We start from the raw sequence: 23,869 nt of genomic DNA, 5'->3' as shown, positions 1-23,869 counted from the left end.
ATTATGAACGGATGGGGAAGACGCGGGGCGACATCGCTTCGATAGAGCGGCCGGCCCAATCGCGCGCCGGTGCGTTGGCGATGACCTCGCGTTGCGCCCTGCGCAGCATTTCGATGTCTTCATCGATTTCGAAGGCCGCAAGCTGCCCGTCGGCAACCAGCTTCACCCCGTCCACGTAGACGTCACGGATAGCTCTGTCGTTTGCAGAATAGACCAGGCTCCGCAGCGGCTCGTAATCGGGCTGCATGTAGGGATTGGTCATGTCGACGATCGAAAAATCGGCCTTGCAGCCGGGGGCCAGCCGACCGAGATCGGGTCGGCGTATAATGTCGGCGCCTCCGGATGTCGCAGCCGTGAACGCCTCCGCCGTGCTGGCGGCGGTAAAGCTGCCCGCGACGATGCGCCCGGCATAGCAGGCCATCCGCAGTTCATCGAGCATGTTGTGCGGGAAGGTGTCCGTGCCGATGCCGCAACGAATTCCCGCCTGCCGGTAGCGGTGCAGCGTGTTCATGGCGATGCCGCGCCGCGCGAAAACCACCGGGCAATGCGCGACCTGGGCGCCGCTGTCACGGAGCACCGCGAAGTCGTCCGCATGGGGATAGTGCAAGAAAGGGTGGTCGTTGAGAAAGATGCCGTGACCGATCACCGTATCCTCGCCAAGCGCCCCGATCTTCTCCAGCCAGCCGATGGGCGTCTCGCCGTAGCGCCTCAGGATTTCCTGAAATTCGATGACGGACTGGGCCGCATGGATCTGAATCGGCTGCCCGCGCTCGCGCGCCGCCGCCAACGCATCCCGGATCTGGCCCTCGCTGCAGGTATCGACCTGGGCAGGCGCGATGAAGCCCTGGATGCGGCCGCTGGCATGACCGGACGCTTCGTCCGCTGCCGCAATCGCGTCGCGAAGCAGACGGTCGCCCCGCGCGAAATCCAGATCGTAGCCGACCGAATGCCCGTCCTTCGTATACCAGGGACCTGAGCGGAACATCGTCCAGAGGACCGCCCGGATACCCATTGCGGCATAGTCCTCGGCCCATCCTTCCCGTGGACCGCCAAGGTCGCAGATCGTCGTGACGCCGCTCTTCAGCAGTTCGGCAACCGCCACGCGGCAGGCGTGACGCGCATATTCCGGGGCGACGTTGAAGACGGGCATGAACTCGTAGAGCGAGCTTTGCCCCAGCTTCGGGCTCCCGAGTTCCTCCAGCATACCCTTCCAGCCGGGTTCGTGGCCGGGATGGCTGTGGAGATTGACGAAACCGGGCATGACCATTCGCCGTCTGCCGTCTATCTCTACATCAAACGGGCCGTCATATGACTTGCCTACATGCACTATGCGATTTCCAGTAAAGGCGAAATCGCCATCGTTCTCATAGACATGCGAAGCGCTTGCGGCATCCCAGGCAACCAACCACTCGCAATTGCGGATAACGGTGATCGACGGCTTCGTTTCAGTCATGTGCGTTCCGTGTAAAGAATGACGTTCTGTCTACGGAGACGATAGTCGCTTTCATTGTTTTGTCAACCACGCAATCTCGGCGTATTGCGCCCTCGAATTTGCCGAAAAATTATCTTGACAATCGCCGGCTGCGTCGTGACCATGATCCATATTAGGAATTCTATTCTTTATGCGGAACGTGACCTATGGCTGCCCTGGACGGAGTGACAAAAATTATTCGCCGTGCCCATTGCGTCGTCTCTTGGGATGACGAACAGGGTGGGCACGTCTATCTGCGCGACGCCGACATCGCCTTCGGTCGATCCATCGTGGCCATCGGAGACGATCTTGAGGCCGACGGGGCGGAGGTGCTGGACGGGCAGGGCTTTATGGTCATGCCGGGTCTGGTCAACATCCATTCGCATCCTGGAGAGGAGCCGCTGAACAAGGGGCTTTGGGACGAGGTCGGCAGTCCCGGCTTCTATAATACCTCCCTTTACGAATATCTGATGGTGCTCGACCGCGATCTGGCCAGCACGCAGGCAGCATATCGCGTCGCCTTCGCCGAATTGCTGAGGAGCGGCGTCACCACGATCTGCGACCTCGCGGTGCCGACAGAGGGATGGCTGGATGTGATCGCCGCGACGGGAATCCGCGCCTGTGTCGCGCCGATGTTCCGCCAGGCGCGCTGGGTGACGGAGAACGGGCACAGGTTGGATTATGCCTGGGACATCGCGAGGGGACGCGAGGGCTTCGAGCGGGCCCTTGCCGAAATTGCGCAGGCGGCGCGGCATCCCTCCGGTCGCCTCTTCGGTATGATGGCGCCTTCCCAGATCGATACCTGCGACGAAGAGCTGCTGCGGGATGCGCATGCGGAAGCCGTCCGCCTCGACATTCCCTTCCAGACCCATGCGGGGCAGTCGCTGACCGAGTTTCACGAGATGACGCGCCGTCATGGACTGACGCCAATCGGCTTCATGAGAAAGATCGGCATCCTGTCCGAGCGCACCATCATCGGGCACGGCATCTTTCTCGATCATCATCCTTGGGTGCATTGGCCGAAGACCGACGATCTCGGCAGTATCGCGAGCGCCGGCGCGACGGTTGCTCATTGTCCGACGGTTTTTGCGCGGCGGGGGATCATGCTAGACCATATCGGATTGTACCGTCAGCGAGGAGTCAACCTCGGTATCGGTACCGATGTCTATCCGAACAACATGCTGGACGAAATGCGGCTTGCGATCTACGCCGGCCGGCTCATGGCTAGCAATCCACGGGATGCGACGCTTGCCGATGTTTTCGCCGCCGCCACGGTTGGCGGAGCGAAAGCGCTGCGCCGTCCCGATATCGGCCGCATCGCACCGGGCGCCAAGGCCGATCTGGTGATGGTGGATTGCCGCGCACCCGTGATGCAGCCCTGCAGGGATCCCTTGCGCTCTCTCGTCTTCTCCGCCTCGGACCGCGCGGTCCGCCATGTCTTCGTCGATGGCGACCAGGTCGTGAAGGACGGCGTCGTGCTGACCGTCGACGAGGCGGAAGCGGCAGCTGCCCTTTACGAGGCGCAGTGCCGCGCCGTCAAAGGCGTGCCGCGCAACGATTGGGCCGGCCGCACCATCGACCAGCTCGCTCCACCCTCGCATCGTTGGGCGTGACCGACCGTCTTGTTGAAAGGATATCTTCTCATGACCATCAACTCCCGCGTCCGAGCTCTGCCGGACAGCGCGCATTACCGTCCGGATCGCAGTTCATGAGCCCGCTCAAGGAACATGTGATCATCGTAACCGGCGCCGCGCGCGGTATTGGCAAGACCATTGCCGAAACAGTTGCGCGCCAGGGCGGCCATGTCATCGTGACGGACATCTTGACGGACGGAGCGGAGGCAGTCGCGGCTGGCATCACTGCGTCCGGCGGATCGGCCACGGCCTTCACCCTGGACATCACCCGGCCGGAAGACGCCGAGGCCGTCGCCGGAAAGATTCTCGAACGGTTCGGCCGCATCGACGGTCTCGTCAACAACGCGGCCCTGGATGCACCCCACGGCCGCGCGTGGGAGATCGGCACGGCCGAGTGGCGCCATGTGATCGAGGTGGATCTCAACGGCGCCTGGTATTGCTCCCGCGCCGTCATTCCGGCCATGCGGACGCAGCGGCGCGGCCGGATCGTCTTCATCAGTTCGATTGCCGCCCGCCTCGGCTCGCCGCATCTGTCGCCGGCCTATTCCACGGCAAAGGCTGGATTGATCGGACTGACCGTCTCGCTCTCGGCCCAGCTCGAATCCGACGGCATCCTCGTCAACGCCATCACGCCGGGGCCGACCGGCAATACGGGCGCCGCCTATTCCGAGGCCGGCCGCAAGGCTTATCTCGATGCGCATCCGCTCGGCTTCGGCGGACCGGAGCCGATCGCCAATGCGGTCGCGTTCCTACTCGGACCGGGATCAGGCTGGACGAGCGGCGCGGTCATGAACGTCAGCGGCGGACATTTCAGGGGAATCTGACCATGGTCATGGAAATGACGAGCGGATCAACAAAGTCATGCGCAGGTGAGCAAAACGCGGTTCGCTTCCGCGGTGTGAGCAAGCATTTCGGTGAAGGCGCCCATGCGCTGACGGTCATTCGCGATCTCAACCTGACGATCGGGAAGGGCGAGTTCTTCTCGCTGCTCGGCCCCAGCGGGTGCGGCAAGACGACGGCCCTGCGCATGATCGGCGGCTTCGAGCATCCAAGCGAGGGCGATGTGCTGCTGGACGGAGAGAGCATCATCGCCGTGCCGCCCTACCGACGCGACATCAACATGGTCTTCCAGTCGTATTCGCTGTTCCCGCATATGGATGTCTATGAGAACATCGAGTACGGACTGCGCCGCAAGAAGGTCCCGCGCCAGGAACGGCGCAAGCGGATTGCCGATGTCGTCGCGCTCGCCCAACTCGACGACTACGTCTCGCGGCGTCCGAACCAGTTGTCCGGGGGGCAGCAGCAGCGCGTCGCGCTCGCGCGCGCACTGGTCAATCAGCCGAAGGTACTGCTGTTGGACGAACCACTCGCGGCGCTCGACGCGAAGCTTCGCGGCACGATGCAGGAGGAACTCCGCCGCATTCAGCGCGAGGTCGGTATCACCTTCGTTTTCGTCACTCATGACCAGCAGGAGGCTTTTGCCTTGTCGGACCGCGTCGCGGTAATGCGCGCGGGCCGTCTGGAGCAGGCCGGGACGCCACTGGAACTTTACAACCAGCCCGCCACCCGCTTCGTCGCCGATTTCGTCGGGCAGTCGAATTTCATCAGCGGACCGGTTTGCACCACGGCGCGTTGCCTTCTCGAACTGGGGCAGGAAGGGGACCGCGTCTTTCTCCCCGCGGAAGCGCCCGGCACGGCAGCCACGATCGTCGTTCGGCCGGAGCGGATCGCTTTGCATGCGGACCAGCCGGAATTGCAGGGTGAAAGCCTCTCCCGCCTCGCCGGGGTTGTGAGTGAAAACACGTTTCTGGGTTCGAAACACGTCCTCCGGATTAAGACATGTCTGCCGGAACCAATCCTGGTCGAGGCCAGCCATGCCGCTGTCAGCGCACTGGCCCCGGAACCGGGCCGTTCGCTCTGGCTCTCGTGGAGATCCGGCGACGGCGCGCTGCTCGCCGACTGAAGCGCCGAGACCATTCCCCAACATCGTCGGGGATGCGCGCATGTGCATCCGCGATCCCTCCCGCTTTGTCTTCGAAGAGGCAGATGCGGGCAAAAGCAAAGCCGGGGCAACCGGTCAACCGTCACTGAAACCTGAGAGGGACTGTCCATGACTGATAATCACAATGACATCCGCGTGCTTGCCTCTGCGGACTGGACCCGGCGCAATTTCTTGCGCCTCGCGGCCTTTGCCGGAGGCGTGGCCGCCCTGTCCATCAACGGCGTTGCCATCGCCGCCGACAAGGGGGATCTCGCCGAAAAAGCGCGCAGCCTGAAGGGTGATGCCGATCTGGGCGACACGCTATTCATCTATTCCTGGGCGGACTACGCCAACCCGGAAGTGCTCGACGCCTTTTCCAAGGGCGCCGGTCCGCGCATCGAAATCGCCACTTTCGATTCCGTCGAAGCGGCCATCGCCAAGCTGGAAATCTCTGGCGGCTCCGCCGGCTACGACATCGTCGTCGTGGGCGATGCCTATGTGGAACAGATGATTAATCGCAAGCTGATCCAGAAGCTAGATCATTCGAAGCTTCCGAATCTTGGAAACTTGCGCGACGAATTCCAAAATCTGCCATTCGATCCCGGCAACCAATACACCGTCATGAAGAATTTCGGCACGATCGGAATTCTCTACAACAACACCGTGATCAAGGAGCCGATCAAGAGCTGGGACGATTTCTTTCGGGTGGGCGCTTCCGAGGTTGCAAGCCGCCGTCTCTCCGTCCTCAACGACCAGCCGAGCGTCTTCGGTCTCGTCTTCTGGCGCGAAGGCAAGGACTATAACACGGGCGACGAGAAGCGCCTGAACGAAGCCAAGGATGTGCTGATGAGGGACCTCATCCCGCACCTCAAGGCATTCGACGCCAACCCTGTGCAGGGACTGCTGAACGGCGATTACGTGCTTAGCCAGGGCTATCTCGGCAGTTCGCGCCATATCTTCGAACAGGATCCCGACAGCTACACCTGGGTCTATCCGGAGCCGCAATGCGTACTGTGGAGCGATCATTACGCGGTGCCGTCCGGCTCCAAGAGCACGGATGCCGCCCATGCCTTCATCAACTACATGCTGGATCCCGATGTGGCCGCGGCCGAAGTGGCCCATATCGGATACGACACTGGCGTAAAGGGTGTCATCGAGAAGCTGCCTGACGATCTCGTCCGCAAGGACATGATCGTGTTTCCCGAAGGGGTCAACGACCGCCTGATCTACCAGAAGGTGGAAGGCTCCAATCCCACGCTGCGCATCCAGATCTTCAACGAACTGAAGGCGGTGGCGGCACGCAACTAAAGCCCCGTCAGCAGGAACCCGTTCGGGTTGATTGGACACGCAACCAGCACCCGCGTTCAGGCGATCTCGGCTGTACGCGGGATGCCCATCAGGTGGCGACTCCCGCCATCGGTCGATTTCCAAACAGATAGGGAGGCCCGCGAGTTGACCTCGATAACGGTCCAGGCAAATGCATTCTCCACTCTTGGAGGCCGGAAGGCGGCAGGCTTCAGCTTCGCCGTAGTGCTTCTGCCGTTCTTGCTGTACGCCGCTTTTTTCATCGCTCCCGTGGTCCTGATCGCCGTGCAGAGCCTGACGCCCTATGTCGTGGGCAGCAATGGCGGGCTGTCGGACGCAGGAGGCCTGACGCTCGACAATTATGCCGGCGTCTTCTCTCCCACCTTCCGTTCAGTCTTTACCGACAGCCTGCGCAATGCGCTGGCGGGGTCGCTGTTGTGCCTGCTGATCGGCTACCCGGTCGCCTATTTCATCAGCACCCGCTGTTCGGAACGCCTGAAGCCCTGGTTTCTCGTGCTGGTCATCCTGCCATTCTGGACGAGCTACCTGCTTCGCATGCTCGGCTGGCGCATTCTTCTTGGTGCCAATGGCGATATTTCCGCCGTCCTCCAGAGCCTGCACCTGCTTGCCCCCGGCCAGGGTCTTCTCTTCACCCAGGCGGCCGTGCTGCTCGGGCTGGTGTACAATTTCCTGCCGGTGATGATCCTGCCGATCTATGTATCGATCGAGCGCCTTTCGCGCGAGCACCGGGACGCCAGCCGTGATCTCTACGCCCGGCCCTGGGAAACCTTCCTCAGTATCACGCTGCCGCTCACTTACCCCGGCATCATGGCCGGGATGACCGTGGTCTTCATCATGATGACCGGCGACTACGTGACGCCGGAGCTGATGGGCGGGGCCAAAGGCATGATGGTCGGAACACTGATCTATTCGCAGTTCCTGCAGGGAGAAAACTGGCCTCTGGCTTCCGCCATGTCGCTTTCGCTGGTTTTCGTTCTGGTGGTCGCGGTCCTGGCGATGAGCGCCGTTGGATCGGGTCTTCAGCGGCTTCCGACTCTCTTCAGAAGGGTGACCCGATGAGCACGTTCCGCACACTCCCGGCAAAGTCCGTCCTGCTTGGCGCCTGGTCGCTGTCCGTCGTCTTCTTCCTGTTTCTTCCCATCGTGACGGTCTTGGTCTACTCGTTTAACACCGGCAATTATCTGATCGCGTGGAAGGCTACGGGTTGGCGCTGGTACTGGCGCATTCTCGAGGACGGCAATATTCTCGCCACATTGCGCACCAGCCTGACAGTCGCCGTTCTTTCCACGCTTCTCAGCCTAGTCGTCGGAGGAATGAGCGGCCTGATCCTCGGGCGCCGGCCGGCGGTCATCGCCTATCCACTGAGCCTGCTGTTGCTCACGATTATTTCCTTTCCCGAGATCGTGAAGGCGGTCGCCTATCTGACCTGGTTCGTCAAGATCGACCTGCAGATCGGAATCCTGCGTATCGCCATATCTCACGCGCTGTTCGGCAGCGCCATCGTCGCGTTCATCGTTCGCGCGCGGCTTTCCGGAATGGATGGCAGGATCGAGGAGGCGTCGGCCGATCTGGGCGCCACGCCCATGGTCACTTTCTTCACCGTGACGCTTCCCCTGCTCATGCCCGCTTTTCTGGTCGGTGGTCTTCTTGCCTTCACGCTGTCCTTCGACGACGTGATCGTCTCTCTATTCGTTGGCACGGCCAACAGTACGACCTTGCCCGTCTATATCCTTGCCTCAGTCAGGCAGGGCCTGAAGGGCGATATCGCCGCCGTCTCGGCCGTGATGTTCTGTCTCACGATTCTCGCCTTCACCTGCGCGGGCATCTATCTCGCCCGCACCGGCGCATCCCGGCGCGACACCGTCCTGATGCTCGCGGGCCAGAACGATGCGCATGCCGGACAATAACTCTTTCGCAAAAGACTGGAGAAACAACCGTGACCATCGATAAACCCGTTGCCCTCGTGACCGGCGCAGCCTCCGGCATTGGAGCCGCCACGGCGGCCGATCTGCTCGGAAAGGGCTACATTACCTATGCGCTCGACAGGGACGGCGCGATGCTGTCCCGCCTTGGACCGTCTGCCAACCTGCGATGCCTTACGGTAGACGTCGCGGACGAAGAGGCGCTGGCCGCGGCTGTCCGGCAGGTGATCGAGGCGGAAGGGCGGCTTAACGCCGTCGCCGCGGTGGCCGGCATCAGTGTGACGGCTTCGCTGACAGAAACGCGATCCGACGATTGGGATAAGGTGCAACGGGTTAACCTGCGCGCTGTCTATCTGCTGGGCAAGCTGACCGCTCCGCATCTGGAAGCAACCGGCGCCGGCTCTTTCGTCGCCGTAGCCTCCGAACTCGGTACCGTCGGTCAACTAGGCCTTGCAGCCTACGGCGCCGCCAAGGCCGGGGTGATCAACCTGGTGCGGGTGATGGCGCTGGAATATGCGACTCGCGGCGTGCGCTTCAATGCTGTAGCGCCCGGCGGCGTCGCCACGCCGATGATGGAGCGGGAGCAGAAGCGGCTGGGCCTGACCGTCGACGACGCCGCGCGCAACATTCCGATGGCGCGGCTTGCCCGCCCGTCCGAGATCGCGTCGGTCATCGCCTTCCTTCTTGGACGTGAGGCGTCCTTCGTCACCGGCGCCACGTTCGTGGCCGACGGCGGATACACCGCGCGATAACGCCAGGACGCGCCGCGACGGCGCGCCTGAAACTGCCAAGCAAGGGAGGAATTTGCGCGTGGACGCAGTCATTCAAAATGGAACGGTGGTGACGGCTAGCGATATGTTTCTCGCCGATATCGCCACCAGGGACGGGAAGATCACGGCGATCGCCGACCGGATCAAGCCGCCGCCGGACGTGCGCGTCATCAATGCGCGCGGCATGCTGATCATGCCCGGGGGCGTGGATGTCCACACCCATCTGCAGACGCCCGGCGTTCTCGCCGATACCGCGGATGACTTTTTCACCGGAACCGTAGCCGCTGCTCATGGGGGCACCACGAGTATCGTCAATTTCTGCCCGCAGATTCGCGGACAGGGTCTTCTTGCTTCGCTGGCCGAACATCGCCGGCTTGCCGATCCGAAAGCGGTCATCGATTTCGCCCTCCACAGCATCGTCGCCGATCCGTCGGAGAAGACGCTGTCCGAGCTGGGTGCGCTGCCGGCTGAGGGCGTGACCAGTTTCAAGCTGTTCATGGCCTACAAAGGCGACACGATGGTGGATGACGGGACCATGATCCGGGTGCTCGACGAAGCGGCGCGGCGCGGTGTCGTGGTCATGGTTCACGCGGAAAACGGCGATGCGGTCGAATTCCTGCGTGATCGCTTTGCCGCCGAGGGCAAGCTTTCGCCCCGCTATCATGCGCTCAGCCGCCCGCCGCGCGTGGAGGCGGAGGCGACCAATCGCGCGATAGCGCTGGCGGAGATCGCAGGCGCGCCGCTGTATATCGTTCATGTCAGCTGTGCGGAAGCCCTTGAGGAAGTCCGGCGCGGACGGGCGCGCAAGGTCAATGTGCGGGCGGAGACCTGCAGCCATTACCTCCATATCACCGAGGAAGTGTTCGACCAGCCAGGTTTCGAAGGCGGCAAATATATCTACACGCCGCCTCCGCGCACCGCCGGCCAGCCCGATATCCTGTGGGAGGCATTGAGCTGTGGCGACCTCCAGGTCGTCTCGTCCGATCACGGGCCTTTCATGTTTAAGGGTGGCAAGGACATCGGCAGGGACGATTTCCGCCTGATCCCCAACGGAGCGCCGGGCATCGAAGAGCGCATGGTGCTGGTCTGGCAAGGCGTTGTGCGCGGATTGCTGACGCCGAGCCGTTTCGTCGATCTCGTCTCGACCACGCCGGCAAAGCTGTTCGGCCTCTACCCCGCCAAGGGCACGATCGCGATCGGGGCCGACGCGGATATCGTGGTGTGGGATCCGGCTGTCGAGCGCCGGCTCAGCGTCGATGCGCTTCATTCGGCGGTTGACTACACGATGTACGAGGGCAAGCAGGTCAAGGGCGGGGTCCACACGGTCCTGTCACGCGGGGACGTCATCATCGAGAACGGAATGTTCAGGGGCGCGCCTGGACGGGGTCGCTATATCATGCGCCAGCCCGCCAGCAGGGCTGCGAGCGGTTAGCATCGGGAAACCCGTGTTTCACGGTCCGGTAAAAGCTGGCGCGGCTGGTGGCCGCGCCAGCGTGTCGCGATGAATGTCGCGTAGTGACACGAGCATTTCGCGCGCGACCGATTCCTCGAGCGGCAGGAAACGGTCGATCATGAAGGAGCAATTGAAGACATAGGAGACCTCGCCGTCCCGATCGAAGATGGGCAGGGCGATCGCCATGATACCTTCGGTGAATTCGCCCTTGCTGACCGCATAACCTCGCCGCCGGGTTGCCTCTATGCCCGCCCGCACGTCTTCTTCCGTTAGCGGGCTGCGCGAGGTGTAGCGGGTTGGCTGCCAGTTTCTGAACCAGGCATCGATACGCTCGGGTGACTGCCACGCCAGATAAGCCCGCATTTGCGCGCAGGCGTCGCGCGGGAAGCGGTGACCCACGGGGAAGGACAGTTCCATGCTCGTGGGGCCATTGAATTTGTCGATGACAATATAAGCCCCGTCGTTCATCGGCTGGGTCAGCAGGCAGGGTATGTCAACACGATGGACCAGCGCGGTGAGATGACGGCGGACCGCATCCAAGACGGGCGAATTGAGCAGGCTGGAAGCGCTGGTGAAAATGCCGGAATGCAACCGGTAGGTTTTAGAACGCTGATCGTATTTCAGCCATTCGAAATGTACCAGTGTCTTGAGAATGGAATGGCAGTGGGTTTTTGAAATGCCGAGCGCGGCGACGATTTCCGCCAAGGAGGCTTCGTGAGGCGCCGCTCCGTTCAAGTACTGGAGTACGGCAATGGTGTTTTCCAGCGCGGGTACCAATCCCGGGCCGCTGCGCGAGGGTTGCTCGGCCATATGTGGGCGGAGCAGCCAGTGCTCTCCATCATGAAGCAACTCGGCACCCGAGGAGCGTGTGTCTTCTTTGGAATCAGGCATTGCGCTTCGTTCTCCATAAGGAACAACTTCCTTCGCACTAGTGGATTTTGGATTCAAGCCAATGCGCGAAAATTTCACAATTCCGGCCGTTCGGGTGCCACCACAAAAAGATAGCTAACTCTAAAAATAGAGTTGACTACATTTAATTGCCAACGTTACATGAGTGCAGTGGGAGCGATGCGAGGAGCGAGCAGTTGCTGAAATCAGGAACGGAACTTTTGATGATCCCAGGGCCGACAACACTGCCTGGGGCCGTCGTTCAGGCTCTGTCGCGTCCTGCGACCGATATCTATCACGGCCCGCTGCACGACGTTTCGCTGGACTGCCTTCAAGGTCTCTCAGAGTTGTTCGGCACCAAGGAGCGTCCCTATATTTTTACCGCCAACGGTCATGGCGGCTGGGAGGCGGCGCTTTGCAACACGCTAAGCCGTGGAGACCGCGTCCTGGCACTTGAATCCGGTCTTTTTGCACCTCATTGGGCTGAGACCGCGCAGACGCTTGGAATCAGCATCGAGATTCTTCCAGGGAGTTGGAGGCGAGCGGTCGACTGCGAAGCCCTAAAGGATCGGCTTCGGGCCGATACCAATGGCAGTATCCGCGCGATCCTTACCACGCAAGTTGACACCGCGACGGGTGTCCTCAACGATATCCCGGCGATCCGCGGCGCTATCGACAGCGCCGGACACGACGGGCTGCTGATGGTGGACTGCATCGCCTCGTTGGGGTCTACGATTTTCCAATTTGATGCCTGGAAAGTCGATGTTGCCGTGGCGGCCTCTCAAAAGGCGCTTATGACGCCCCCGGGGCTCGCCTTTCATGCCGTGAGTCAGAAGGCGCGCAAGGCGCACCTCATGGCCGGACTCCGAACGAGCTATTGGGACTGGTCGCTGCGCGACCGCGCTGACCATTACTTCTGGCATTCCGGCACGCCGCCCGTCAGTCTCTTGTTTGGGTTTCAAGCGGCAATCCAGTTGATCCGGGAAGAGGGACTAACAACGGTAATCGCCCGCCACGATGCGCTCGCCAAGGCGGCGCGCGCAGCGGTGGGTCGTTGGAGCTTATCGGGAGGCGTTGAACTGAACGTGTCGACGCCCGGTGAACAGGCTGCGGCCGTGACCGTCATGCGCGTGCCTGAAGGCACGGCGCGGCCTCTTGTCGACTACTGCAAACAAACGTTCGGCGTCCTCTTCGGTGAGGGCATCGGTGCCTTGGAAGGCATGGCAATTCGGATCGGACACATGGGTCATGTCGGTGCGCCGCAGCTTATAGGCGCCCTGGGGTGTCTTGAACTTGGCATGCGCGCCATCGGGGTTGCCTGCAAACCCGGCGGCATTGAGGCGGCGCTTGTCGCGCTTGAAGGCCTCTCCAGGCAGAAGCCGCAACCGGCTGCCGTTCCGGTTGTAGAAATTTCAACTCAGAAGAGGGGGGTTCTATAATGAAGAAGTATTTGGTCCCGGCGCTGCTCTGCGCGGCATTTTTCCACGGCAGTGCGGCACGGGCCACCGAACAGCCAGCTGTTCCCGACCGCATAGCGACCGCAAAGAAGGTCCGTATTGCCGTCAACGCCGGGTTTCCGCCCATGGAGATGCGCGACCCAAAGACCAATGAGCTTGTCGGGTTCGATATCGATCTTGGCAACGCCATCGCGTCCGAGCTCGGGCTTGAGACTGAATGGGTGGATGGCGCGTTCGAGCAAATGATTCCGGCGCTCATATCCAAACGTGTCGACCTGATCATGAGCGGTATCTCTGACCTGCCGGAGCGGCGCGCCACAGCCGACTTCATTGATTATCTGAAATCAGGGACGCAAATCTACGCGATGACCGATGGCCCAATTTCGCAGCCGTCGGACCTTTGCGGCCATACTGCAACTGTCAGCCTGGGCACCTCGATGCCAGACGAGCTGAAGAAGTGGGCCCAAAAGACCTGCGACGACAATGGCAAGCCGCCATTGAAGATCATTCTCGACAACAATCTTGGTCAGCAGATTATCAACCTGAAGCAAGGGCGGGCGCAGGCTGCGGTGCAGTCGCTGGAAGGTATCGACTTGATCCTCGAACAGGAGAAGGGGGCGATGAAGCTGGTCGGGGAGCCAATCCACGTGACCTTCCAAGGCATTGCATTCCGCAAAGATGATACCGTCCTGCGCGACGCTTTCTTCTGGGCCACCAAGCGAAAGTTCGAAGACGGTACCTATGCTAAGCTCCTTGAGAAGTGGAAGCTAACCACCGCGGCTTATCCGACGCCAACGATTAACAAAGATCCGGAGTGATGGCCGTGACCACGCAACATCGCGGTTCAGGAGCGGTTGCGGCTATGCCAGCTTCGTTGCCGCGCCTTGATATTGCCGAAGCTGTGCGTATCAGGCGGTTCCGACCGCTACGATTATTGCTGGGCGCGCTCGCCATCGCATTTGCGATCTTCGTTTTCAGAGCTTTTGCTGATGCGCAGATCGACTGGAGCGTGGTCTGGGAATATCTGCTGGCACGAATCACCATCGTCGGACTGGGCTTCACAATCCTGATGACTCTCGTTGCCATGATGATCGGATTGTCAGTTGCGGTAGTGCTTGCCGTGGGGTTCGGTTCGCACAATCCCGTCACGCGCTGGATTTGCAAGACATATGTCTGGCTTTTTCGCGGCACGCCACAACTCCTCCAGCTGCTTCTATGGTACAATCTTGCATTGGTGTTTCCGATCGTCGGGTTTCCGGGCTTGGGCTCTTGGCAAACTGTCGATCTGATGGGACCGTTCGCTGCGGCGGCGATCGGACTTGGACTGAACGCCGGCGCCTACATGTCGGAGATTATTCGTTCGGGGTTGCTGTCGGTCGATACCGGACAGTATGAAGCGGCAAAAGCGATTGGCATGACGAGAGGCAAGACCTTGCGGAAAGTAATCTTCCCGCAGGCGATGCGCGTCATTATTCCGCCCCTCGGCAACGAATTTATCGGAATGACAAAAAACACGTCGCTTGCCAGCATCGTCGGCTTCGGCGAGTTAATCTTCGTCATGCAGTCGATCTATTTCTACAACTTTAAAGTCATAGAAATGCTGCTCGTGTCAGCGTTTTGGTATCTCGTCGTCACATCAATTTTGTCGGTGGGACAGTATCAACTGGAAAAACGGTTTGGGCGCGGCTTCAGACGGGGAGGGAGCCTATGAACGTCGTTTCCGCTGTAAATCTCTCGAAAAGCTTCGGAGCGTTCGAGGTTCTCAAGGGCATCAATCTCGACATTGCGAAAGGGGAGGTGGTCTGCATCATAGGTCCCTCGGGCTCGGGTAAGACCACATTCTTGCGATGCATCAACCAGCTGGAATCGATCAACAGTGGCGCGCTCTGGGTGAATGGCGAGCTTGCGGGCTTTCGCGTTGTCGGAGAGCGTATCCTGCCCCTGGACGAGCACGAGATTGCCTTCCAGCGCCGCGCGACTGGCATGGTGTTCCAACGTTTCAATCTCTTCGCCCATTTGACTGCCGAACAGAATGTTGCTCTCGGGCCGGTCGAAGTCTTGGGACAAGCCCCGGCCCAGGCACTGGGAACAGCGAGAGATCTCCTCGCTCGCGTGGGTCTCAGCCAGAAGCTTAAGTCCTATCCTGCCGAACTCTCCGGCGGCCAACAGCAGCGTGTGGCGATCGCCAGGGCGATGGCCATGAACCCGCAAGTCCTGTTGTTTGACGAACCGACCTCCGCGCTTGACCCGGAGCTTGTGGGAGAGGTCCTTAAAGTTATGCAGGAGGTGGCAACAACCGGGATCACCATGGTCGTTGCGACCCATGAACTGAATTTTGCACGGGATGTCTCGGATCGGGTTGTCTTCATGGCGGACGGCCGGATCCTTGAGGTCGGCTCTCCGGAGCGCATGCTTACTAAACCCCATGAACCACGCCTCAAGACCTTTCTAAGTGCCCTCAGCGGATCGCGGGCTGGGAGCGGAGACTCAGATGCGCAATCAACGTAAATTCTACATCGACGGCCAGTGGGTGGCGCCTCTTAAGCCCAATGACCTCGAGGTAATCAATCCGGCGACGGAGAAGCCAATCGCGGTGATTTCCATGGGCACGGCCGAGGATATCGGCCGCGCAGTTGCCGCCGCCAAGAGGGCCTTTGTAACCTACAGCCAAACAAGCGTCGAGGAGCGGCTGGCGCTGCTCGAAAAACTGCTCACCGTCTACAAGCGCCGCTACGATGAGATGGTCGACACGATCACCATGGAACTCGGCGCGCCGAAGACCATGACGCGCGAACAGCAGGCCGATGTCGGCGTCGGCCACCTCCAGGGCTTCATCGACGCGTTGAAGCGTCTGAAGACCCGCGACCGGCTGCCGAACGGCGACGTGCTCCTGCGCGAGCCGATTGGCGTCTGCGGCCTAATCACGCCCTGGAACTGGCCGATCAACCAGATTGCACTGAAGGTGGTGCCGGCGCTGGCGACCGGTTCGACCTGCGTTTTGAAGCCGAGCGAATTCACTCCATTGAATGCGCTGCTTTATGCGGAAATGGTGCATGAATCGGGCTTCCCGGCGGGCTCGTTCAACCTCGTCAACGGTGACGGATTCGAATGCGGGGCGGCACTCTCCAAGCATAAAGATATCGATATGATGTCCTTCACCGGCTCCACCCGCGCCGGCATTGCCGTGAGCAAAGATGCTGCAGATACGGTCAAGCGAGTGACGCTGGAACTCGGCGGCAAATCGCCGAACCTCGTCTTCGCAGATGCGGACTTAGAGGATCGCGTGGCCGGCAGCATACGCGAATGCTTCAACAATTCCGGCCAATCCTGCGATGCGCCGACGCGCATGCTTGTCGAACGGTCGGTATACGACAAGGTGGTCGAGATCGCCGAGCGCATCGGCAAGGCGACCAAGGTTGGCAATCCCGAGGAGGAAGGCGAGCACATTGGCCCGCTCGTTTCGCATATCCAGTTCGGCCGCGTTCAGGCGCTAATCGAGGCGGGCGTTGCCGAAGGGGCGCGCCTCATTGTCGGCGGGCCAGGCAAGCCGGAGGGTTTTGAAACGGGCTATTTCGTGAAGCCGACGATCTTCGCCGACGTCAACAACGAGATGCGGATTGCCCGCGAGGAAGTGTTCGGCCCGGTTCTCTCAATCATTCCCTTCGACACGGAAGAGGAAGCGATTGCGATTGCTAACGACACCCCCTATGGCCTTGCCGCCTATGTGCAAACGGGCAATCCGGGACGCGCCGAGCGCGTCGCCGCCCGCATTCGCGCTGGGATGGTGCACATCAATGGTGGCCCACACCGCTACGGCAGCCCCTTCGGTGGCTTCAAGCAATCCGGCAATGGCCGCGAGGGGGGCATCTTTGGGCTGGAGGATTTTCTCGAAATCAAAACCATCCATCAGCCGGTGTGATCATCGTGTGCGGTCGATCCAGCTGATCGAGAACGACGCGCTTGCTGCTCTGGAAAGGAAATTTTTGGCGATCTTTTCGCCAATCGGTCGCCGCCGATCGCGCCAGAGAAGCTACTGCCGGCCAAGCTGCAAGCCATATATTCCTTCCGCTCTGCACCGCTGCTGATAGAGCGTCAGATTATGCCCTTTGTTCCGCTGGTTCGTCGGCATTGGTATCGACATGCGGCGCGGACCATTCGGCGATTTAGAAGACCGAGATCAACTGCTCGCAGGCGACATCGCCAAGAAGTTCCTGGCTGCGATTCTTAGACCAACCCAAGGTCAAGAGCCTGTTGTCCACCGACCACCGCTCCGTCGAAGGCACGTTATATGAGGCCTGGCTCCGATTAAGAGCGGCAAGTGAAGGATGGTTTGAACAAGTGAAAATTTTGCCGATCATTCTCATGAAATGACGGCTTGACAAACATCAATAATGGAGGATTGATACCGGTCTCTTCCGAGGTGAGACCGGTATCAATCTCCCGTCGGTGAGTAAGAGGGTGAACTTAACCGAAAGAGAAAACATATGATTCACGCACTGAAAAAGGCAATTGGACTAGTTGTTTCTGCCGCAATTTTCTCCGCCGCCGTTTCCGCTGCAGGGGCGGAGGACAACCCCTTGGGATTGATTGAGCCCGGAAAGCTCCACGTCGGAACGATCAGCGACGGCCGGCCCTACAGTTTCATAGACGGTGAAGGAAACTTCGTTGGCTTTGAAATCGACTACTTCAACGATCTGGCCAAGCGGATGGGCTTCGACGAAGGCCAAGTAGTTGTTACAGCTCAGGACTTCACGGCGCTACTTCCGTCTGTCGCGAATGGACGTTTTGATGTCGCATTTGCCGCGATCGGGACGACCCCTGAACGTTTGAAGACGGTTGATTTTAGTACCGGGTATCTGGCCGGGTTCATGTCGATCATGACGCCCGACGAGTCAATTAAGACCCCTAAAGACCTTGCCGGAAAGCGGATCGGCGTCCTGCAGGGTTCTATTCAGGAAACTTATGCGGCCAAGAATTTCAAGAACAGTGAGATCGTTCGCTTTCCAAGCAACAACGCTGCTGTCGTCGCGCTCGTTAACGGTAGCATTTCGGGCTATTTTCTCGATTACGAAGGAGGTCTTCTTTTCCTCAAACAGTATCCTCAGCTCAAAATGACGATCAATATTTCCTCTTCCGACGCGCCGGCTGGCTTTGCCATAAAGAGAGGCAATGTCGCTCTAAAAGCCGCGCTTGACAAGGCAATCAAGGAATCTATGGCTGAAGGCGTTTGGCAACGGCTGTACGAGAAATGGCTCCCCGGTGTGCCTATGCCCGAGCAATACCTCCCCAACAGGTAAAAAAAAGCCGAGGCCCGCGTGCAAGCGAGCCTCTCTTCCCGTTTGTCTGGAGCCATGAATATGGGATGGTTTGAAACCTTCACGCGCACATTCTTTGACTTAGAGGCTATGGCCGCGACGCTTCCCCAAATGCTTTTGGTTGGGCTGAAAAATACGTTGTTGTTGTCTTTCTTGTCTACGCTTATCGGGACTGCCATTGGCATTGTACTCGCTATTCTAGGCGTCTCCCCCTTTAAGCTCCCGCGCTATATCGCTCGAATCTACACTGATATGTTTCGTGGAATGCCGGCGATCGTGACAATCCTCATCGTGGGACAGGGACTTGCGACGCTTGCCCGTCCAGTTTTTGGCATGTCGCCATATCCTCTAGCAATCCTTGCGCTCAGTCTGATCAGCGGAGCCTACATCGGCGAGATCTTCAGGGCAGGGATCCTCAGCGTGGAGCGCGGGCAAATGGAGGCCTGCCGTGCTCTCAGTATGAGACACTCGCAAGCGATGCGGCTTATCATTGTTCCCCAAGGTGTGCGGCGGGTCCTTCCTGCACTGGTCAATCAGTTCATCGGCAACGTCAAAGACTCTAGTCTAGTTTACCTTCTCGGCTTGCTGCCTTCAGAAAGAGAGGTTTTTCTTATTGGACAAGACTTTGCCATCAACACGGGGAATTTGTCGCCGTTGGTGCTAGCGGGCTTCATATACATGGCGATAACCGTCCCGCTAACGCATCTCGTAAATGTAATCGACTCAAGCTTTCGGCTTCGAAAACCGACAAATGAGCCCCAAAGCGGTCTTCAGGAAGCGGTCGAGTTAGAGCAGTTCAAAGCGGCTTCAGAGACCGTGCCCGCAGCTGATCTTACTGGAGGGTATTCTGGCTACGGGGGAATCGAGATTCGCGGACTCGACGTCTACTATGGCGACTATAGGGCTTTGAGCGATGTGAACTTAACTATCAAACCGGGAACGGTAACGTGCCTTATCGGCGCGTCCGGCTCCGGGAAGTCAACGCTCCTTCGTTGCCTCAACAGGTTAGCCGAACCCCGCGCGGGTGTAATTGAGCTCGATGGCATAGATGTACACCAGATAAGCCCGGAAGAATTGCGGGCGCGCGTGGGAATGGTTTTTCAAAATTTTAACTTATTCCCCGACCACACCGCTCTCGAGAATGTTGCGCTTGCACCCGAGAAGGTCAAGGGCATGCCTCGCGAAGAGGCACGGAGGATTGCCGCAGAACGCCTGACCGAGGTTGGGCTCCAGAATCGCTTGGGTCACCGACCTCGTGACTTGTCCGGTGGACAACAGCAGCGGGTAGCAATCGCGAGAGCCCTAGCTATGACGCCTGAGGTTATGCTTTTCGATGAAGTTACCAGCGCGCTCGATCCCGAGCTCGTGAAGGGTATTCTCAACCTCATGGCCTCCCTTGCGGAGAAAGGTATGACGATGGTTATCGTCACGCATGAGATGAATTTCGCGCGTCAAGTCGCAGATCAAGTCGTCTACATGGATGAGGGGCGGATAATCGAAGTTGGGGCGCCATCACAGATATTCGAGGCGCCGGCCAGCGAACGTTTGCGGCAGTTTCTTGCGCAAGTAATTTGATGACTGGCGCCAACCGCATGCTCGATCGATAGAAACACATTCCAATGGCTGAAACCATCCTTTCTTCGGCCGTCATCATCGGCGTTTCCACCGGCGTCCAACTCGCACGACGCAGCATAGGCGTCACCATACTCAATGACGGTCCGCAGGCCAATGGCGCTTCCGGCCGCTCGCTCTCGTGGTGGAACCCGGCCCGGATGCGCTCGGAGACTTATCATTGCCTGCGCAGGGTCGGTATTGATCGGTTGATGCCGTGCTGGCAGAGGCGCCAAGGTGTGGGAGGGCAATCCGACGCTTATGGTCGCCTCGATCGGGGGCGGCGGCAGGCTTTCCTCGCGGGTGCGAAACCGGTGATGGGCGCGCTTGAAGCACTTCCCAGCTACTATTTTTCCTCCAGCCACAGCGGTGCAACGCTGAGCCTTATCGCACCCAATGCTCGCCGTCTTCGGGCCCGAGCGCTTTGTGTCGCGTTTGGGCATGGGTTCTCTGGTTCTGCCCAGGCAGCACGGTCAGCGAGGTTCCATAATTCAGGTTATGCAATCTAAGGTTGCATTCATGGTAGTTTAGTTAAAGGGATCACATGATCTGTTCCAACTGACGCTCTACAAGGAATTTAAAATGCGACACTGGCTGGACAAGCTGACCGATCTCGCCGCCATTCCTGGCGACGAAAGCATCTTGAAGGACGGGCTGGCAACCTTTACCGAACAGATCGGCTTTACAGGCTATGCCTATCTGAACATCCAACCAGGGCGCTCACTCGCGATCTCGAACTATCGTCGTGAGTTTCAATCCGACTATTTCACGCGAGGCTATCTTGCGATCGACCCCATCATTCGACGCGCCAAGTCCCTGAAGCGAGCCTTCACTTGGAGCATCAAACAGGACAATCAACGGCTGACCAAAGCGGAACGCTCGTTCTTTGCCCATGCAGCCGATTTCGGAATTCGCTCCGGCGTCACGGTGCCTATCAAAGCCGCACACGGTACTATGGCGATGTTTACGCTTGCCTCGGAGAAGTCGGCCATCGACCTGGACCGCGAGATCGACCCTGTCGAAGCTGCATCCGCAGTTGCGCAACTCCACGCCCGCATCAGTTTTGCTGATCCGACCCCGAGTATCGAGGAACCGACTGCTCTGGATCCCAAAGGGGCGGCCTATCTGAGTTGGATAGCTGTCGGGAAGACTATGGAGGAGGCAGCGGACCTCGAGGGCGTCAAGTATAACAGCGTTCGCGTCAAAATCGCCGAAACAAAGAAGCGGTTTGACGTGCACACTCTGACCCATCTGACCGCTGTCGCTATCCGCCGAAAGCTGATCTGAGCTTCAGTTCACAGACACCTTTGGGATATAGCCGAGGATCGTGACCAGCGTGTTCACCACATAAATCTGCGCATGCATCTCCATGCAGGACTGGATGTAAGTGAGGTGCTGCGCGCCGCCCGCCTCCTTACCGGATTTGTAGGTGTCGGGCAGAGCCTGAAACAGCCGGTCTGCATTGTCGACCAGACGCCGATGGGTCCGGATAGCATCCACCGTCAAGCTCTCCAGGTCAGCCTTGGGCAGACCCTGCGTCAGCCCGTACACAGGACGCATTTCCAGTTTGTCTTCCGAAGTCGGCGCGTCCGGTGTCATTCGATCCAATCTCCGGCATGTCCGCGGTGCGCCCCCGCAAACGTTAATCCCTGATCCCAAGCCGGGGGTTGGAAACTGTGCTAGACAGTCCTGAGACCTTTAGTACCGAGGCACCTGGACATACGTCACAGGCCCCCGGCCACAATGGTCAGAGGATTCTGATGTCGAAACAGCCGACATCAACTGCTAGCAGGGGTTTCCACACCCCGAGGCAGCGCGTACTGCCCTGCCCGCCCTTATAGAGGGCGGACGCTGAATTCGCCAGTGCAAACATGCACATGATCACGTAAGTCGCATAGTGACCTTCGCGAGCATCAATGTCATTTGGCACCGATCTCGGAGAGATCGACACGAATACCCGCCTTGTTGGGATCGTCGCTCCGGGCTCCGTTCGTGACAGGATCGCTCACTTCCTCCCCGGCAGAATCTGCGGACTCGTCGATCGCGTCGATCGTGGACTCGTCCCCACCAGGTTCAGGGGCCTTCACCTCACCAGGGTCCGGCGCTCGGAATACGGCCATTCCCTCGAAATACCCCGTCTGCCAGGCGATGATCGCCTCATCGAATACCTGCGGCAGCACCTGCTTCGCCGTCGGGTCGCCATACCATTTCATGACGATCCGATAGACCTTGGCGAAGAGCGCTGTGCCCATGCGGAGATTTTCACAAGGATCGACAAGGTCAGGTCTCAGCGCTCCGGCCTCCATGATGCCAAGACCCGCCGGATATTGGGTGACGCCGACACGCACGATGTTGCGGCCGACATGCTGACGGATCAGTTCCATCGCCTCGTCGGACGTGGCCGGCTTCGGCACCAGCACGATGCGGTTTCCGGACGCTACTGTAATGGCGAGCGGATCCTGCGACCCTGCCCGCTCGATGAACCTTTCGACGATCGCCGGTTTCAGGCCGGGATCGGCGCATTGCTGGATGAGGGTAGCATCGACCATCTGGTGATCTCCATTATGTGTTGAAGGCCATAACGACGGGCAGGTCGAAGAGCTTTGCCCAGGCGGTCACGCTCGCCTTCTGGATCGCAATGATCGAAGTGCCAGCGGTCCACCAGCCGTTACCCGTCGCGACGATGACGGCGGGGGAATGCAGCATGGACTGCAGGACCGGCCAGACGAGGAGTTGCTCGTAGCAGATGAGCGGCTCGATCCTCGTTGTCCCAACCTCCACGACCTGGTTCGCGAACAGGTGCGCTTTTGCGCCGCCGCCCTGCCCTGTCCATCGCAACCATGGCTGCCACATGGAAACCGGAACCGGCATGCGCTCCTTGTAGAGGATGTCCGCGGCGCCGGAATGAACCGCCACCATAACGTTGTCGTAGCCGTGGACATCGATGACGTCGGCCCCGGCGACGACCGTGACGTCGCGCCCGTTCAGTCCCTCCCGCCAGAGGCGAGCGACCGTCGGCGTCCAGAAACCAAGGGCGCTTTCAGGAAGGACGACGACGCGGCTTCCCTCGGCTGCCGCTTTGCGCACCGTTGCGACCAAGGCACCATGATACTCGAGCGAAGCATCGCGACCGAGCATCTGACCGTACTCGAGATCGACGCCCCTCCATCCTTCCGGGAGCGTCGGCCCTGTCCAAGTGGCAGTGGACCAAAGCCATAAGCCTCCGAGACCAATGGCGGCAGCCGGCCGATATCTCGTCACCATGACGAGCAGACCGGCTGCAGTTGCGAGCAAACCCCACCATCCCCATCCTGGAAACAGCACTCCGGCCGCGGTCAGCGGATGCGCCCATCCTGTGATGCCGAAGGGCGGCAGCCCCGTCAGCACCGCCGCCGCCAGATAACGCACCGGTCGTCCTATTCCCGAGTAGCCCCTTCCCGGATGCCATGTCCAGAGAGCCGCATGCACGACGACGAAGGAGAGTGAGGCCGCGAACCAGAGCAGAAAGCCCGGCCCAAGATCGGCTGAATAGAAATTGGCGACGCCCTGCGGTAGACCGCGAGAGGCGGACAAGAAATAGCCGGCCGAGACGAGCGCCGCGATCACGCGTGACGGCGACAACGCCCAGAGCGCCGGGAAGAGCATCGTAACTGGGAAGGCGAGCACATTGCCGCTCCAGCCGAGTGAGCCGCAGGCGACGGATGCGAGGACAATCAAGGCAGATCGCCAAAGATCCGAAACGCGATAACGGATCGAAGGTGAAGACCGGTCGGGCGAGACCGAGGAGACCGCTGTCGGGGACCGACCCGAAGTATCGGGAGTCATAGGAGCTCGCAAAAGAAGAGTAGAGATAGAGATGTCCTGATGGCACGATGCCACCAGGATATGGCGTGATCGTCCTGCCCTCCCCGTCCGTCTTCCGGACGACAGATGCGGCAAGGGAACCGCCGTCGATCACGACGTGATCCGTGATTTCGACATGCTGTCCGGGAAGTGCTGCGATCATCTTGATCAGCGGCGCGAACCCACCGGCGCACAAGC

The 23,869-nt window shown here is 59.9% G+C and carries 21 protein-coding genes and 2 pseudogenes; 17 read left to right on the top strand and 6 right to left on the bottom strand.

What is annotated here, in order from left to right:
• Position 1: 1 nt before the first annotated feature.
• Positions 2–1,267, bottom strand: coding sequence for an amidohydrolase family protein (locus LQK81_RS22200; RefSeq protein WP_230808598.1), 1,266 nt, complete (start codon positions 1,265–1,267; stop codon positions 2–4).
• 371 nt (positions 1,268–1,638) lie between these two features.
• Here LQK81_RS22200 and LQK81_RS22195 point away from each other — a divergent pair, with 371 nt between their 5' ends.
• The 8 genes from LQK81_RS22195 (at position 1,639) to hydA (ending at position 10,536) form a co-directional block, all read left to right on the top strand.
• Positions 1,639–3,084 (top strand): amidohydrolase family protein, encoded by a 1,446-nt coding sequence (locus LQK81_RS22195; protein ID WP_230808597.1) that lies wholly within the window; start codon positions 1,639–1,641, stop codon positions 3,082–3,084.
• A gap of 95 nt (positions 3,085–3,179) precedes the next feature.
• Positions 3,180–3,929 carry an SDR family NAD(P)-dependent oxidoreductase gene (locus tag LQK81_RS22190; RefSeq protein WP_230808596.1) on the top strand — a complete coding sequence of 250 codons (750 nt, stop codon included), beginning with the start codon at positions 3,180–3,182 and terminating at the stop codon, positions 3,927–3,929.
• 2 nt (positions 3,930–3,931) lie between these two features.
• Complete coding sequence (locus tag LQK81_RS22185; protein ID WP_230808595.1) at positions 3,932–5,068, top strand: ABC transporter ATP-binding protein; 1,137 nt, start codon at positions 3,932–3,934, stop codon at positions 5,066–5,068.
• A 147-nt stretch (positions 5,069–5,215) separates the two neighbouring features.
• On the top strand, positions 5,216–6,394 hold the full coding sequence (locus LQK81_RS22180; RefSeq protein WP_230808594.1) for an ABC transporter substrate-binding protein: 1,179 nt from the start codon (positions 5,216–5,218) through the stop codon (positions 6,392–6,394).
• Positions 6,395–6,475: 81 nt separating this feature from the next.
• A complete protein-coding gene (locus tag LQK81_RS22175; protein ID WP_230808593.1) occupies positions 6,476–7,471 on the top strand; it encodes an ABC transporter permease in 996 nt (331 codons plus the stop codon).
• A complete protein-coding gene (locus LQK81_RS22170) occupies positions 7,468–8,319 on the top strand; it encodes an ABC transporter permease (RefSeq protein ID WP_230808592.1) in 852 nt (283 codons plus the stop codon). Before LQK81_RS22175 ends, LQK81_RS22170 begins: the two co-directional genes overlap by 4 nt.
• A gap of 29 nt (positions 8,320–8,348) precedes the next feature.
• Complete coding sequence (locus LQK81_RS22165; RefSeq protein WP_230808591.1) at positions 8,349–9,086, top strand: SDR family NAD(P)-dependent oxidoreductase; 738 nt, start codon at positions 8,349–8,351, stop codon at positions 9,084–9,086.
• Entirely contained in the window at positions 9,025–10,536 is a 1,512-nt protein-coding gene (gene hydA / locus LQK81_RS22160) for a dihydropyrimidinase (RefSeq protein WP_230808705.1), read from the top strand. Before LQK81_RS22165 ends, hydA begins: the two co-directional genes overlap by 62 nt.
• Positions 10,537–10,554: 18 nt before the next feature.
• Here hydA and LQK81_RS22155 read toward each other — a convergent pair whose 3' ends face one another.
• Positions 10,555–11,448, bottom strand: coding sequence for an IclR family transcriptional regulator (locus tag LQK81_RS22155; RefSeq protein ID WP_023513036.1), 894 nt, complete (start codon positions 11,446–11,448; stop codon positions 10,555–10,557).
• Between the two features lie 194 nt (positions 11,449–11,642).
• On the opposite strand from LQK81_RS22155, the gene LQK81_RS22150 reads away from it, so the two are divergent.
• From LQK81_RS22150 to traR, 9 genes and pseudogenes are all read left to right on the top strand, one after another.
• Positions 11,643–12,884 carry a pyridoxal-phosphate-dependent aminotransferase family protein gene (locus tag LQK81_RS22150; RefSeq protein WP_330166573.1) on the top strand — a complete coding sequence of 414 codons (1,242 nt, stop codon included), beginning with the start codon at positions 11,643–11,645 and terminating at the stop codon, positions 12,882–12,884.
• Positions 12,884–13,720 carry an ABC transporter substrate-binding protein gene (locus LQK81_RS22145; protein WP_230808590.1) on the top strand — a complete coding sequence of 279 codons (837 nt, stop codon included), beginning with the start codon at positions 12,884–12,886 and terminating at the stop codon, positions 13,718–13,720. Before LQK81_RS22150 ends, LQK81_RS22145 begins: the two co-directional genes overlap by 1 nt.
• A gap of 5 nt (positions 13,721–13,725) precedes the next feature.
• Positions 13,726–14,613: an amino acid ABC transporter permease gene (locus LQK81_RS22140; RefSeq protein ID WP_230808589.1), complete on the top strand. Its 888-nt coding sequence runs from the start codon at positions 13,726–13,728 to the stop codon at positions 14,611–14,613.
• Positions 14,610–15,410 (top strand): amino acid ABC transporter ATP-binding protein, encoded by an 801-nt coding sequence (locus LQK81_RS22135; protein WP_023513032.1) that lies wholly within the window; start codon positions 14,610–14,612, stop codon positions 15,408–15,410. Before LQK81_RS22140 ends, LQK81_RS22135 begins: the two co-directional genes overlap by 4 nt.
• Complete coding sequence (locus tag LQK81_RS22130) at positions 15,394–16,821, top strand: aldehyde dehydrogenase family protein (protein ID WP_230808588.1); 1,428 nt, start codon at positions 15,394–15,396, stop codon at positions 16,819–16,821. Before LQK81_RS22135 ends, LQK81_RS22130 begins: the two co-directional genes overlap by 17 nt.
• Positions 16,822–17,386: 565 nt before the next feature.
• A complete protein-coding gene (locus LQK81_RS22125; protein ID WP_230808587.1) occupies positions 17,387–18,199 on the top strand; it encodes an ABC transporter substrate-binding protein in 813 nt (270 codons plus the stop codon).
• A gap of 60 nt (positions 18,200–18,259) precedes the next feature.
• Positions 18,260–19,792, top strand: coding sequence for an amino acid ABC transporter permease/ATP-binding protein (locus LQK81_RS22120; RefSeq protein ID WP_230808586.1), 1,533 nt, complete (start codon positions 18,260–18,262; stop codon positions 19,790–19,792).
• 44 nt (positions 19,793–19,836) lie between these two features.
• A pseudogene (locus tag LQK81_RS22115) lies at positions 19,837–20,037 on the top strand (D-amino-acid oxidase); the annotation flags it as partial.
• Between the two features lie 373 nt (positions 20,038–20,410).
• On the top strand, positions 20,411–21,115 hold the full coding sequence (gene traR, locus LQK81_RS22110; RefSeq protein ID WP_230808585.1) for an autoinducer-binding transcriptional regulator TraR: 705 nt from the start codon (positions 20,411–20,413) through the stop codon (positions 21,113–21,115).
• Between the two features lie 3 nt (positions 21,116–21,118).
• On the opposite strand, the gene LQK81_RS22105 is transcribed toward traR, so the two are convergent.
• The 4 genes and pseudogenes from LQK81_RS22105 to traF form a co-directional block, all read right to left on the bottom strand.
• Complete coding sequence (locus LQK81_RS22105; RefSeq protein WP_230808584.1) at positions 21,119–21,427, bottom strand: transcriptional repressor TraM; 309 nt, start codon at positions 21,425–21,427, stop codon at positions 21,119–21,121.
• 320 nt (positions 21,428–21,747) lie between these two features.
• Positions 21,748–22,377, bottom strand: a complete 630-nt coding sequence (locus LQK81_RS22100) for a TraH family protein (RefSeq protein ID WP_230808583.1) — start codon at positions 22,375–22,377, stop codon at positions 21,748–21,750.
• A gap of 13 nt (positions 22,378–22,390) precedes the next feature.
• Entirely contained in the window at positions 22,391–23,545 is a 1,155-nt protein-coding gene (locus LQK81_RS22095; protein ID WP_230808703.1) for a conjugal transfer protein TraB, read from the bottom strand.
• A gap of 31 nt (positions 23,546–23,576) precedes the next feature.
• Positions 23,577–23,869: pseudogene (gene traF / locus LQK81_RS22090) on the bottom strand (conjugative transfer signal peptidase TraF); the annotation flags it as partial.

It is taken from the genome of Rhizobium sp. GN54, assembly GCF_021026345.1.
Classification (GTDB): Bacteria; Pseudomonadota; Alphaproteobacteria; order Rhizobiales; family Rhizobiaceae; genus Mycoplana.
The sequence above is the reverse complement of the archived record's forward strand: the minus strand, read 5'-3'. Positions and strand labels throughout refer to the sequence as shown.

Excerpts from the sequence above, each read along its gene's own strand:
- LQK81_RS22200 (WP_230808598.1), bottom strand. The coding sequence starts at position 1,267 with ATGGTCATGCCCGGTTTCGTCAATCTCCACAGCCATCCCGGCCACGAA.
- LQK81_RS22195 (WP_230808597.1), top strand. The coding sequence starts at position 1,639 with ATGGCTGCCCTGGACGGAGTGACAAAAATTATTCGCCGTGCCCATTGC.
- LQK81_RS22190 (WP_230808596.1), top strand. The coding sequence starts at position 3,180 with ATGAGCCCGCTCAAGGAACATGTGATCATCGTAACCGGCGCCGCGCGC.
- LQK81_RS22185 (WP_230808595.1), top strand. The coding sequence starts at position 3,932 with ATGGTCATGGAAATGACGAGCGGATCAACAAAGTCATGCGCAGGTGAG.
- LQK81_RS22180 (WP_230808594.1), top strand. The coding sequence starts at position 5,216 with ATGACTGATAATCACAATGACATCCGCGTGCTTGCCTCTGCGGACTGG.
- LQK81_RS22175 (WP_230808593.1), top strand. The coding sequence starts at position 6,476 with ATGCCCATCAGGTGGCGACTCCCGCCATCGGTCGATTTCCAAACAGAT.
- LQK81_RS22170 (WP_230808592.1), top strand. The coding sequence starts at position 7,468 with ATGAGCACGTTCCGCACACTCCCGGCAAAGTCCGTCCTGCTTGGCGCC.
- LQK81_RS22155 (WP_023513036.1), bottom strand. The coding sequence starts at position 11,448 with ATGCCTGATTCCAAAGAAGACACACGCTCCTCGGGTGCCGAGTTGCTT.
- LQK81_RS22145 (WP_230808590.1), top strand. The coding sequence starts at position 12,884 with ATGAAGAAGTATTTGGTCCCGGCGCTGCTCTGCGCGGCATTTTTCCAC.
- LQK81_RS22135 (WP_023513032.1), top strand. The coding sequence starts at position 14,610 with ATGAACGTCGTTTCCGCTGTAAATCTCTCGAAAAGCTTCGGAGCGTTC.
- LQK81_RS22130 (WP_230808588.1), top strand. The coding sequence starts at position 15,394 with ATGCGCAATCAACGTAAATTCTACATCGACGGCCAGTGGGTGGCGCCT.
- LQK81_RS22125 (WP_230808587.1), top strand. The coding sequence starts at position 17,387 with ATGATTCACGCACTGAAAAAGGCAATTGGACTAGTTGTTTCTGCCGCA.
- LQK81_RS22120 (WP_230808586.1), top strand. The coding sequence starts at position 18,260 with ATGGGATGGTTTGAAACCTTCACGCGCACATTCTTTGACTTAGAGGCT.
- traR (WP_230808585.1), top strand. The coding sequence starts at position 20,411 with ATGCGACACTGGCTGGACAAGCTGACCGATCTCGCCGCCATTCCTGGC.
- LQK81_RS22105 (WP_230808584.1), bottom strand. The coding sequence starts at position 21,427 with ATGACACCGGACGCGCCGACTTCGGAAGACAAACTGGAAATGCGTCCT.
- LQK81_RS22100 (WP_230808583.1), bottom strand. The coding sequence starts at position 22,377 with ATGGTCGATGCTACCCTCATCCAGCAATGCGCCGATCCCGGCCTGAAA.